We start from the raw sequence: 14,180 nt of genomic DNA, 5'->3' as shown, positions 1-14,180 counted from the left end.
AGAATCCATTTGGTCGGCTGCACGGGGAGGCAAACGGTACTGCCGCTGGGGGAGCATTAAAAAGCATAGGATTCCACGGCATCAAAAATTTTCAGCCACGGTGGGCGTGGAAGGCACCGACAAGTTGGTGCCTTATCTGAACAATGAAGCTGCAAACACTTCAGGCAAGTACCGCCCTGCGCACACGCCTTCAGGCTTTTTTGCAGGCGCAAATCCAAAGGGGTTGAAGCATCGGGTGCCGGAGGCCCCTGCCTAATAGCTCGCAACACCGTCCGCAGATTCGCAATTTTCACTTCTTTCAGAAAGAATCTGAGCCACAAGGGGCTAACACAGATGTCCATATCCTCCTGGATGCAAGCAGCAGGCAGGAGTGCGATTCAACTTGCCAACCGGGCCTGTTTTGCTGTGGTAACCGCTTAGTTTTGTTAATATCACCATCTTCTTAATGGAACCGTCTGGCATCTGGTTTTGAAGGAAACCATCAACCTCGCTGGCTTTCATATCGGGATCTTGCCTCGCGAAAACGGTCAGATGATGTAATAATCCAGTGCCATACCGGCATTATCTGAATAAGCATTTCTTTGCCCAGGCTTGTAATTTCGTAAACAACTCGGAGCGGCTTCTCATGGTAATCGTGACGGGCGATAAGGCCGTCCCGCTCCAGTTGACGTAGCGTGCGCGTCAACATTCTCTGTGTGATTTCGCCAAAATGGCGACGGATTTCTCCATGCCGCAGGGGGCCAGAGGTTCCCAAGATGTGCACCACCCCCAATGACCATCGGTTCCCCGCGTGTGTAAGTATTTCTCGTTTCAGACCATCATCGTCATTGGTTAGCCCTTCACACAACTCTTTTGAAAGTTTCAACATAGCGTCCCAGTCTTCCACTTTGCCTCCTGTAGTAATCCTGCCCTGTTCGCCAAAAACCATTTTCAGGTGCGCATCCTCTTCCACCTGCCGCAGACGCTTTCCGTCAGTGATATCCGCCTCGCAAAATTTGCTGCGCCATTTGTAAAGGTCCTACCCGAGATAGCGTTTGGCGACACAGGTCAACAACGCGAACTTCGGCCTTATCTGCCGCAGCATTCCAATAATCTGTTCATCGGCAAATCTACTTTTCTTCATTCTTGTACTCCTATACTGGGAACACTAACTTTTCAATGCCATATTTTTCAGAGATGTCACAGTATCATTCGTGTGCCTAGTTGAGTTTTCATTTTTTTCTATGTTAACCTAAAGCAAAATTAAAGGAGATATATATGATGTTGTTAACAGAACAACCCACAAATACAGTCCTCGTGCTTGGTGCAGGACAACTTGGAATGCCAGTATTGCGCGCTATGAGTAAAAAAACTCACAAAAATCCATCGACAAAAATCAGCGTATTACTCAAAGAGGAAGCCAGTCACGCAGTTTCTGGTTCACGAAAAGCGAGGCTTGATGAACTCAGAGCGTTAGGAATATCTGTGGTAGAAGGGGATCTGCAAAGACAAAGCATTGATGAATTGAGCACCATTTTTCGACAGTTTGGCGCGGTAATCAACTGTAGTGGCTTTGTTGGTGGACCAGGAACGCAGATCAAAATTACCACGGCTGTGCTCAATGCAGGTGTAACTCGCTATTTTCCATGGCAATTTGGTGTGGACTACGACATAGTGGGGAAAGGAAGCGGGCAAGAGGTATGGGACGAACAACTTGAGGTGCGTCATCTTTTACGTGGGCAAAGCGAGACCGATTGGACCATTGTCTCCACTGGCATTTTTACTAGCTACCTCTTTGAACCAAGTTTTGGTGTGGTCGATGAAAAGAAACATACTGTATATGGCCTAGGCGACTGGCAACACTCTATAACGCTAACAACCCCCGAAGATATTGGCATGTTAACGGCTGAAATATTCTTTTATCAGCCTGAGATTCGCAATAAAATTGTTTATATTGCTGGAGATACTTTAAAATACAGTGAAATTGCAGAACTAATGGAGAGTCGATGGGGGGATATAACTGAGAGAAAATTACTGACCAAGGAAATGCTGGTCGAGGATGTGCGCAATTCCCCAAATGACACAGCAGCGAAATATCGACTCGCCTTCGCACGTCCTGACGGCGTGGCATGGAGTATGGCAAATACTTTTAATTTTCAGCAGGGGATTAAGACCACAACAGCCGTGCAGTGGCTTGCAATCCATGACAACATTTACAGCGACTGACGCGAAAGGCCAAGAGTGAAACCCGCGTTTCCAGCATAGCTAGCTAGGCCTAAATGAAAATACAGGTGGTAGACTATGCAACGTTGGGCGGAGACTTGGACGTTGAGCTTGGCAAGGAAACCTTTGCTTGGACTCGGCTATGGCCGCAAGCTTTAGAGCACCGCACTGACCCAAGTTTCTGATCCGGTGTGGTATGAGCCATAGTGATAGTTTTGCTAAAGCCTGCAAAGGCTATTGGGGATGAATGAAGAATTGCAATGTGTCCGGCCTCATTTTGCGGATGTTTTTTCATGCAAGCCATTGCTACATGGTTCATAAACGGGGTTACAAGCCTTCGAGGACAAATAAATTTCAATAATTTCAAATTATTGAAATTCAACATATCAAATGGTGCCGAGGTCCCCTCTTGGCGCTATCTTGAACTCCAGGAGAGTTCGAAGAAGCCCGCTAAGCTAACAGCTTGGCGGGCTTTCTGTTTTTCTAAGCATACAGCCAAGCCTAGCTACGCATGGCTCCCCAGCATTGGGGCCAGCTCTGGAGATACGAAGACTAAAGAGACAGTTGGGAGCTATTTCAATGTCCTCAGAACGTAACACATTGCTGGACGCGTGTTTTCCAACATTTTCGTCTTCCACATCGCACCATAGCAAAGGCAACAGGACCGTGAAGGATTTTTTTGAAGGACCGCAAGTGCCGGAGCCGATTTTCCGGCTCTTGCGGCTTTGGACTATGCGTTACAATAGCCAGCATCAGAGTGATTCACGTCACCCGGCATACTGCGCTGTTCGAGAACGTCACACATCTAAACATATCCACAACTCACACTCCGGCCCAGGCTTTCCGCAATATCCAAGCAATCTACTCAATTTTATTTTTGGTGCTCGCATATACCTGGAGCAGGTATTTTTTGACAGCACAATACGTTTATGGATCGAGTTATTGTAAATTTGATTCACACAGTGTTGTTAAAAATACAATTCAATATCTTCTTCACATGGCATCATAAATTACGAGATATAGCAATTTAGCTTATTAAATATATCTAGCATTAATAAAATATGCTCCTAACATAATTTATCCATATTATATCATAGTACTAAGCTTATAATTAAATTTTAGTATATAATATAATCTTGCATATTAATTAATTGTCATACGAATATTAATCACAAGAGTATTTATAAATAAAATTTCACCAGAAAAATACAAAATAAAAATTTCTTAACACAAAAATGAACACGGCCAATCACTTAAAATTCCACAACAATACATAACAGTCAAAGGAAATTAATGATAATATCAGCAGAACACAGTGGATTCACTGCACAATCAAAGAACTCCAACATCTTTTACACAGCCCAGGACATTAAAACTATTGTAAAGGTCACATGCAGTATCAAACTGCATGGAGCCATCAGAGATGTCTTGTGCCACGGGTACCTTAGCGAGACAATCGGACGAGAAGCAAAACTGAAGGTTGTTGACCAAACAATCATTGAAAGGCCCTGCAAAATTTATCCTAATGAATTTGAATACTTTTTCTGCCTTAATAAAAACTATCCGCAGAGAATGCGACTGGGCTATATGGGATGCGGTAAAATACTTGGCGTAAAAAAGAATGCGGATCATAGCATACAGGCCCTGCTCTTGCGATTTGCTGCTCAAAATGTTGTTCGCCGCATGCGGAGAGACCGAAGAATTGACTGGTATCCCGAATATTCCAAGGCGTCCGGGGTGATGCGTATTGACCAGATTCCTGCAACCAGGCACGACTTAAGGGAGTTGATTCAAAACCATTACCATCTCGCAGCCCTCAGATCGCAAATAATAAACATTTCTGCGGCTGGCGCGTGCGCCTTATTGCCAGATGCCCCGGAACTGAAGAGCCTGTCTGCTGATCACGGGTTGATGCTTTACATAATTTCTGATGGAATCAACCTGGCCGATGCCACCTATGTCTTTTTATGCAAAAAAATTGGCATAACAAGCAGTGATGCAGTCGATACCTTAAAATTGAGAATGCAGTTTACCCACGAGCTGAATTTGAGAAACAGTAATTCCAGCTTAAGCTGGAGTGAAATAGCTAATACAGGCTCATCACGCTTAAACAGATTTATTCAGGATATCTGCTGCGACGAAAAAGAAAGCAGTTATCCTGAGCAAATCTGATACGATACGGAGACATTACCGACAATTGGATACCACGCTACTCCTTGTTAAACTGTTGTGGAGATACTCCATGACATCGCTTAAACACATGGCAAAAGTGGGCAAGATCAGAAAATCCGCAAATTGCGCTTATTTCCGTAATTGTATGTTTTGAATTACGCAACAAATCTTCTGCTCTTGCTATCCGCCTCTGAATGATAAATTTGTGCGGCGTCATTCCCACAGTATTTTTAAATTTTGTCGAAAATGCGGTTCTATTCTGGCGCGCTACCTGAGCGAGATCTTCAACAGTAAGCTTTTCCGAAATATTCTCGTCAATATATTCGCATACGCGCTGCAACTGCGGCTTGCTCATCCTCGCCCCATAGAAGCAGCTTTTTATATCATACATATCACATATATACCGTAATGCTCCCTGCATTGTTTCATCAAGACGCAAACTTTGCATATCCGGAGCAAATAACGGCATCAAAATGCTTTTTGCTACAGCTGAAAACTGCTGATTATGTATACCGTGAATAGGGTACACTTTGCTTGCATCAATCTTGCATCCCATTTCTTCTGCAAATTCGTTCAAAAAGCTGGGGTCAAAAAACACATGTATGGACATGCAATCCTCAAGATAGGATGCCTTGAGCGCTCGTCCTTGCGGATTTATTGATGCATTGAAGGCCGCTATTTTCATTTTTTCCAGATGCCAGTTTTCCACCTTCCGATCTATCTTGGTATCCAGAAGTGCAATGGAGAACCAAAGCTTGTCCACGGGAGGTTGCACGATAACACTCCCCGCCTTTTCAAGTGACAAAACAATACTGCCAAAATGCGCTTCAATTTGCTTTATTGTTGTCACGCCTTCATGGCTTTTCCAGTTTTTGAAAAATGAATTTATTTTGTTCATTGCTTCGTGTTCCATAAGAGATTTCAAACAGTAAAGTATACCCATGCATTAGCCTGCATAACACAGTCTGAATAATTTTATTAAAGCTCGCTTCCGGCTTTTTTATAAATTAACTGTGCAATCAGCATCATTTTTCATCAAATACCTGCACATCAAGCTCATATTTCCATTTTATCAAATGCATACACCACTCACGCTAGTGACGCAGCCACAAGCATGCTTAGTTTTTTCCACTTGGCGATATCTGCGCACACCAGATGATGCGCGCTTGTTTTTTCCATCACCATAACAACTACAACTATTAAGTTATAAACCAGAAAGACACTCAAGCAATTGCACTACAACACAAATGAAATAAAAATTATCATACTTGTCAAATAAAAAATATTAATATTACATAATAATTGAATAAATTTTATTTCACAAAAAAAATTTAAAATATTTAATACATTATTATATTAAAAAATTATTAACATAATTTACGATATGAATTCGAATATCAAAGTTTACACAGTTCAAATACAGCACAAAACAACAACACTTATGCCATCAATTAAAATGACAAAAGATGCATTTGATGACAATATATCAAGATGAATGCGAAAAAAGAGATTTAATTCAGAATGGCAGGTGAGTTAATCCTGTGACAGAATATTTGCCGCAGCAGTGATGACAACAATGATTATGTCCCATCAATCAAGGACATGCCTAGAACCATTGTTTATCATCCAATCATACAGCTTTCTATCAACGCTGCATCATGATTATAAAATCAATTCAAAGGAAGCGGCATAAGCACATAAGGCGGAACGCCTTCTTCCGGAACGGAACCCACAGGCTGACGGCCAATCAGTAAAGTCAGCTGTCAGCCTGTGGGCGGGTCACTTCTCTAGCAACCTTCAATTTGGCGCATGGCCGTATTTACTGATTCTTGCGCTTGTGCAAAGTGTTCAGCAGAGTCAGGCGCGTTCGCCCACGCGGAAGCACTCGCCTCGCCATCCACGCCATGTACGTCGCCTCCACCGGCAATGTGCATACCGGTGGAATTTTCATTCATCACAGCAGGCATGTCCGTCAGGCTTGCGACAAACCCTCCTGAGACAGATTCCCCATACTGATGTGCGTCACCACTAACGCCGCTACTCAGAGACCCCTCTGCAAACAGGCCGTCAAGCGACTCATCGCCCAGGGTGAGCACCAGGTCAGCATGAATTTCGCCTTGTTGCCCGGCAGTTGCGCCAGCAACAGGTCCATCTGCGTTTTGGTTCAGGCTATCCCCATGAAACAGCAGACCAACATTTTCACTGCCGTAAAACGAGTTGTCGCTCAGCAAATCATCCAGAACTGGCGAGTCCTCATGCCCATTCTCCGTGGACGGCGTGACACTATCGGTATTTTCAGCCAGATGCGTATCCAACTGAGGATGCGCACCAGTGTTCAGTTGGCCGCCCTGACTTTGAAGGACATCGTGAGTCGCTCCATCTTCAGCATGATCAACAACGCCGGTTACATAGTGTTCCGTTGCCGGATGCGTATCCTCGGCAGTGTATCCCTGAGCAGATGTACCCTGCGCGCCAGTGCTGTCATCGTGATGGGATAATTCTGCCCCGCCGGAACCAATGGCAGCGTCGCTGCCCGCTTCATCCAGAGCATGATCGCCGGCAGTATTCGGTGCCTCAGCCCCCTGAACCGTTCCCAAACCTGCCGCATGCGCGGCCTGTCCATCATCGGATGCACCAGAATGAATGCCGTCTGTACCGCTATGTTCAGCAACATCCGCCGCCGCAAACATCATGGGAGCGGCGGTAGCCGCAGGATCGTGCAGATGGCCGTAGAGACCGTCCGGCACGATGGAAACACCGTTGTCGTGCAAAACGTACAGAAGGTCGTTAAAAGTTGTCAGAAAATCTGCGGGCAGATTCGCTGCATCCAGACCGTCAAAGCTGATACTGGTCAGCCCGCCAGCAATAAGATTGTCGGACGTAATGCCATTGAGCCACTGGCCGTAACGTTCTGCGAAGCTTTCCGTGCTGGAGGCCTGAAGTATGAGCGTGTACGTGCCGTCGGTAGCAATGACGTTCAGGCTGCCGGATTCAACCGCGCCGTTAAGCGTAACCGTATTGCTGCCGCCGCCCACATTGATCTGGTTGCCGCTGCCCTTGATGGCTCCATTAATGGTTACATGGTCGTTACCTGCCCCAGTGGTAATGATGTTCCTGCCGCCGTTAGAGGTCTGCATTGCGATGCCACCGTTCAGGGTGATGCTGTCGCCATCGCCCCCAGCCTGCGAATGCCCGGTGATGTAGTTTACGGCACCGCCACCCTGCGCCCACATGGCAATAGCCTTCTGAGCCGAAGCGGCCGTGGCAGTGATGGTCACGGTCAGCGGTGCGTCAGCAGCGGAGGCAATGCTGTTGCTGCCGGAATTGAGGGCATGCATGCCATGTGCATCGCCAGAGCCAGTATTGCTGGCGGAAACAGCCACTGTGCCGCCGTTGGTCGTAATGCTGTTGGCGCCGAAATTTTCGGCAAACATGCCATTGCTGAGGCCATTGGCGGAACTGGAGGCATCTACAGATACAGAGCCGCTGTCCGTAGCGATGCTATTCTTGCTGCCGGACGAAAAAGCCCACATCCCGTAGCTTCTGCTGGCGCTGTCCGATGAAACAGCCACATCGCCGCTGACCGTTTCAATGCTGTTACCACCAGCATAATTGGCAAACATGCCATAGCCATCGCCAGTACCTGCATTGCCTGTGCCGGAAATCGCCACAGATCCAGTTTCAGTGGAGATATTATTCTTGCCGGAGCTTACGGCAGCCATGCCGAATGCGTAACTGCTGCCGGTTCCTGAGACTGAAGCAATCACAGAGCCACTCTGGGTTGTGACGTTGTTGGTGCTGCCAGACCCGCTGGCAAGCATGCCGAAACCGTCATTGTCGCCAGTGCCGGATCCCGTAATCGTCACGTCACCAGACCTGGCTGTGACGCTGTTGCTGCCGGAAGTTGTTGCATGTATTCCCCCAGAAATGAACGTAGCGCCGCTTTGGGTGGCAATACTATTTATTCCTGAATCAGTGGCAAGCATGCCCTTACTGTCTTCTGAGCCGGAACCGTCAGCAAAAAGGAAGACATCACCGCTGTTTGTGGTAATTCTATTGGCACTTCCTGCGGAATCGGCCCACATTCCAGTGGACGTTGTGGGACTTCCGCTCTCAACCATTACAGCACCGCTATCTGTTTCTATGCTGTTGGTGCCCGCATTTTGGGCAACCATGCCATAACTTTCTCCACTCTCGGCAATTCCGTAAACCACTGCGGAGCCAGAATCTGTAGAGATACGATTACTTCCAGAAGCAAACGCAGCCATGCCATACGCAGAACCGCTGTCGGCAGCATTGCCGTATGCGACTACGGAGCCGCTCTGGGTAACAATACTATTGCTGCTGTCCGCACCGCTGGCAAACATGCCATAGCTGTCCTTATCTCCAGCGCCGGAGCCAGTAACCGTCACGTCGCCAGACCTGGCTGTAACGCTATTGCTGCCAGCATTCTGGGCAAACATGCCCGCACCTGTGCCGTTTGTGCCCGTGCCCTGAATGGATATATTCCCAGCTTCGGTCTCTACGCTGTTCTTGCCGCCTGTGGCATTAGAAAACAGCCCATAACCGGCGGCTCCGCTCCCCGACACATCAATATCGCCATTTTTTGTGGCAATAGAGTTGCTGCCAGCGCCATTGACGGACATGCCGTAGCTGTTGGACGTAGTGCCTGAACTCTTGGCCGACACATCCACATCACCATCGCCAGTGGTGATGGTATTGGCGCCAGTTGAAGCTGTGTACATGCCGTAGCTACTACGGGAGGCCGTTGACGACACGTTCACATCCCCGCCTTCCGTTGTGACGGTGTTCTGCCCGTTAAAGGTCGTGGACATGCCATAGCTGCTGCCGGAAGTTGACTTTCCTGAAATGTTCACTTCACCGCTCGCTGTAACCACCGAATTGGCACCGGACAAAGCATCCATACCGCGACCAACACCGGAGGCAGAACTGCCGGTCACAGTCACATCGCCGCCTTCAGTCTTAACGGCATTTCTGCCACCAGAGGTATACATGCCAGACCCGGCAGAAGTAGTGGATTTGGCGAGTACATTTACGTCACCGCTGGTTGTACTAATGGAATTATTGCCATCACTATATGCTGCCATAGCGAAGCCAGTACCGGCGACTCCCGAGCCTGATACGCTCACATCCCCGCCAGCGGTGGTAACAGAGTTAACAGCGCCATTGTTGCTGGCATACATGCCGTAACCGTAGCCTGTAGTGCTATTGCCCGTCACATTTACTGTTCCGCCTTCTGTGGAAATAACATTATTCCCGGCAGCGTTCGCATTCATACCGAACCCGCTGCTGCTATTGTTGGTGTTGGCCGTTCCCATCACGGTAATATTGCCGTTTTCCGTGGTGATGACGTTGCTGCCGGGTGTTGCTGTAATGGCATTGTTATTGGGTTCGCCAGCACTCATCATACCAACGGCGTTGCTGGTGCCAGTGCCCGAAACAGTGACATTACCATTTGCAGTGGTAACGCTGTTGGTTCCGTACTTGTTATACATGCCTATCGGGCCAGAAACTTGCACATCGCCATCTTCAGTGGAAATGGAATTACTGCCGCCACTGGCATGCATGGCAGTGCTTGTCCCAGAAACAGTCACGCGCCCATCTGCTGTGGTGATGGAATTTTCGCCAACGGTCGCATGCATTCCGTAGCCGGTGGAGCCCGAACCCGACACCTCTACATTTCCGCTTTCTGTGATAATGGAATTATGACCGGAATTGCTTGCAGACATTCCATAACCAAGGCTGCCGCTGCTCACACCCGACACGGTTACGTTGCCATCATCGGTGGTTATGGAATTACGACCAGAGGTGGCGTACATGCCGTAGGCATTACCGCTGCCAGAGGGGCCGTTTCCTGCACCCGACACCCTGACATCGCCATCTTCTGTTGTAATGGAGTTGCTGCCGGAACTGGCCGCATTCATGCCGTAGCCGATGGTTCCAGAACCTGTAACCTCAATATTGCCGCTTTCGCTGGCAATGGTGTTACTGGCAACAGTGCCAGAATCATAAGCCCACATACCTGCACCGCTGCCCTTTGTAGAGGCGGCAGCCACCGCCACATCACCACTGGCCGTGGTAATGGAGTTGCGACCGGAGGAGGCCCCCATGCCATAACTGGAGCTGCCTGGGGAGTTGGTGGTAGAGGTGGCGGTCACCGTTACATCGCCACTTTCGGTAGTGATGCTGTTGCTCCCGGAAGAGACAGCAGACATGGCATAGCTGTTATTTGAGGTGGAGGTACCCGACACGGATATATGGCCATCTGCTGTGGAGATGGTATTGCTGCCGGAAAGGGTGGCATACAGCCCGTAGCCATTGCTGGCGCCAGAGACTCCAGACACGTTCACATCACCGCCGGAAAGGTTGTTCACACCGCCAGATTGGGCAGACAGGTATCCGTTCACAGCGATCTTTCCGTTTGATCCGGCATCAATGCTGTTATTGCTCCCGCTATTCACAGCCCATAAGGCCGCGCTGCGATTACCGGTAACAGTAATGTCGCCGCCGCGGACAGTGTTACTGCCGCCGCTATTGGCATTAAGGCCTTCGTAGTAGGCCTCGATGACAACCTTTCCGTCAGGTCCAGCATCAACATTATTTGTGCTTCCGCTGCCATTGGCAAAGACAGCAGGGCTGCTGGTACCGCTGGTAATGGCAATATCGCCGCCGCTGACATTGTTTACGCCTTGCTGGGCGGCTCCCAGCCCTCCCCATCCACCATTGATTACAATCTTGCCGTCAGAATCCGCAGTAATCGTATTGGCGCTATTATTGCCCGTAGCAAAGACGGCAGCCCGCGAGTTCGAGTTTTCAGTGCTGGTAATGGTAATATCGCCGCCGTTCACAGCATTTTTACCTTCCGCTCCAGCATAAAGGCCATAACGGGCACCATTTATTGTAACTTTACCCTCAGCGCCAGCATCAATTTCATTTACGCTTTGGCTCCCAGCGATGACGGCATAGTTTAAGCCAGTTATGGAAATATCACCACCCGTGACGCTGTTCGCACCGCCTCTCTCGGCAAAAAGCCCGGAACCGCCAGCGGAAATCTCCACCTTACCATCTGTACCCGCAGAAATTTCGTTAGTACTGCCAGCGTCAGCTGCGTAAACACCATACTTTGACGATGCAGTGATAGAAACATCATTACCCGTAAGGCTGTTCTTGCCGCCGTTTTCAGCACTGATGCCCGTGGTTTCGGCAGTGACAGAAAGCGTACCGCTGGTAGTGATCGTGTTCTTGCCGTTTTCAGAGGCGAGGACGCCAGCATCGTAGGCACTAGTGCTGGAGATGGAAACATCGCCGCCGTTTACGTTAATAGCATTTTCGCCAAAACCGGCATTCACACCTGCATAGTTACTGTTGATGTGAAGCGAGCCATTGTTTATGGCAAGCTCGTTCTTGCTGTCATAGAAGGCGGTCATTCCAGTTCCGCCAGAGTTTATGACAACAGAGCCATTATCAACGGCTACTTTGTTGGTGCCGCCGAAATGAGCAATGATTCCATCCCATCCCCATCCTGAATTCACATTGACATCGCCATTTGTCACAGAAACGGTGTTTACGCCGTTTTCGTATGAATGGATGCCGCGACCAAGCGCGTTGATATTCAGGCTTCCGTTTGTCACGTTAACATTTGCGGCGCTGGCGGTGCTGGTAGTGATGCCCCAGGTATCAGTATCAATATTTATGGATCCGTTGTTGGTGGAGATATTGTTGGTGCCGTTATCATATGCGGCAATCCCTGCCCAGGCCGACTTGATGTTGATATCACCGTCAGTCGTCGAAACCGTGCTGGTGCTGTTTGCATTCGAACGGATGCCTTCTTCCCCGGAAGTAATATTGACGCTTCCGCCGGTTGCCGAAACGGTATTGCTGCTGTCGTTTTCGGCATAAAGCGCGGTGCCGTCCGCATCAACGAGCACATCCCCACCCTTGACAGCAACGGTGTTGGAGCCGCCATCGGTTGCACGAATGCCCGTACCGCTGGCATCAACGCTCAGTTCGCGGCCCAGGATGGTGTTTTCGCCGCCGACGGCGTCTATGCCATGGCCAGAAGCGTTGTGGATATGAACCTGCCCCTTGCCCATGCTGATGAAGTTCTCAGCGTTGTCGCCCTGCACGGATACGCCGCCCTGCACCTTGAGGATGCCATCCGTAGAGGTAACCTGCGTGGTGGAGCCTGACACCGTATTCACGACACCGGCGTTGAGATTGATGGTATTGTAGTCGTCAGCCATCAGGGAAGGATCGGCGGAGCCGCTGGCGTGGATTGAGCTGCCGCCAAGCACTGTATCGTTCAGGACGATTTCATCGTCCTTGGCTGATGAAATTATCGAATAGGCACCGCCCCCATTTTGCCCCTGATGAAACTCGCCAATATTATCGCCTGCAATGTTGCCGCCATATTCGCTGTCGTGGGCGGCAGAATCGAAGGTCTGATCCTTGGTGGCTATCAGCTCGACATTGTAGTCAAACGTATTGCCCGTGCCCCGGTCGAGCACCGTGATCTGGATAAAATCCACAAGCGGCTTGCCGTTCACGCCCATACGCTGCATTTCAGCAATGCCCTCGGGAGTCAGACGAAATTCAAGCCGCCCGGTGCTGTAGTCAAAAGCCACGTCCACCCAGGCATCCTGCCAGCCATCTGGCAAGGTTGCAGTCACGCTGAAACGCGCCCAGGGGGCTGCACCGGTAAAATCCAGATCGCTGGCGGAAACAGCGGAAGGCGTGCCGTTATTCTCGGCAAAAAACACGTTGGTGCTCACATACTCGCCGCTCTGACCGTTGCCGTACAATACGGCACGCACAAAGGGGCCAGAAGGAAAGGTGGGGCCTTCGGGGCCGGGGGGAATTGAGGGGCCTTGGCTGCCGGGATTGTCAGAACCAACGCCAGCAGCGCCGCCCAATTCTGCCCCGCCGGCAACGGCAAGGGTAGGATCCAGAGTTGCCAGCTCTGCCGGCGCCGAAACGTTCAGCGTCGGAGTTTCAGCGCCATCGAGATGCCCCAGACCAGACGCTAGGGATGAATCCGAATGCTCGTTGTATCTTGCCCCTCTTTCCGCAGCTTGCGCGGCAGGCCCTGCGGCTGGGGCGAGGTCAGGCCCGAAAACACTGAAGAATTCCGAGCCAGGCAAAATCTTTCCATCGACAGCAAACTCCGGCAGGTTGGTCTTGTCGTACTGGGCGTAGAAGCCTTCAATAGCGATACTGCCACCGTCGACAAAGCTGAAAACAAGGTTATCGCCACTGCGCTCAAGGGTTGCCTGATCGGTCTGAAAATCCAGATGTATTGTGGCCTGTGGTTCTGCAGGAATAGAGATACGCTGACTGGGGCCAGGGGTGGTGAGAGTAATGGTGGACATGGTTAATCCCCTTTTTAAAAGCAAAATATTTTAGATAGATACAGCATGTGAAAAGCACATTGACTGCATCGCGTATTATCTTTTGAGAAAAGGCTGGAGAATGTACCAGCGTTCAGGGGTGCTTGTTCCCGCGTGTTGGGAACAAGGAATCCTGAGTTTGTCGCGGCGGCATCGCTGCACACACCGGACAAAGATGGAAGGGCAAGGGAAACCTCAAGGTTTCCGCTGAAAATCAGGTGAATTGCGAACATTGCCACCTGATTCAGCAACGCTGCCAATTAATAGTTAGCTATCATTATCAATAAGGTCAAGATCAGCTAACCTCTGGGAGCCACATCAGCTATACCGCATTATATCGGGTAAAATTATAATAACCGATAAAAAAATCTGTATAACTAATTCCTCTCAGATCAGACA

At 49.3% G+C, this 14,180-nt stretch carries 5 protein-coding genes; 2 read left to right on the top strand and 3 right to left on the bottom strand.

What is annotated here, in order from left to right; all coding sequences use genetic code 11:
* Positions 1 to 481: 481 nt before the first annotated feature.
* The gene (locus ACUZ9Q_RS03860) at positions 482 to 886 is read right to left on the bottom strand and encodes a winged helix-turn-helix transcriptional regulator (protein WP_215647128.1); all 405 of its coding nucleotides are present in this window, start codon (positions 884 to 886) and stop codon (positions 482 to 484) included.
* 371 nt (positions 887 to 1,257) lie between these two features.
* Between ACUZ9Q_RS03860 and ACUZ9Q_RS03855 the strand changes: the two genes are divergently transcribed.
* Positions 1,258 to 2,205, top strand: coding sequence for an aromatic alcohol reductase (locus ACUZ9Q_RS03855; protein WP_449247345.1), 948 nt, complete (start codon positions 1,258 to 1,260; stop codon positions 2,203 to 2,205).
* Positions 2,206 to 3,495: 1,290 nt separating this feature from the next.
* Positions 3,496 to 4,374 (top strand): hypothetical protein, encoded by an 879-nt coding sequence (locus ACUZ9Q_RS03850; RefSeq protein ID WP_215647130.1) that lies wholly within the window; start codon positions 3,496 to 3,498, stop codon positions 4,372 to 4,374.
* A gap of 37 nt (positions 4,375 to 4,411) precedes the next feature.
* On the opposite strand, the gene ACUZ9Q_RS03845 is transcribed toward ACUZ9Q_RS03850, so the two are convergent.
* On the bottom strand, positions 4,412 to 5,287 hold the full coding sequence (locus ACUZ9Q_RS03845; protein ID WP_215647131.1) for a helix-turn-helix domain-containing protein: 876 nt from the start codon (positions 5,285 to 5,287) through the stop codon (positions 4,412 to 4,414).
* A gap of 874 nt (positions 5,288 to 6,161) precedes the next feature.
* Entirely contained in the window at positions 6,162 to 13,763 is a 7,602-nt protein-coding gene (locus ACUZ9Q_RS03840) for a beta strand repeat-containing protein (protein WP_449247344.1), read from the bottom strand.
* Positions 13,764 to 14,180 lie beyond the last annotated feature (417 nt).

It is taken from the genome of Desulfovibrio desulfopostgatei (assembly GCF_053570645.1).
Note: the sequence above shows the minus strand (reverse complement) of the source record. Positions and strands in the feature narration are given on the sequence as shown.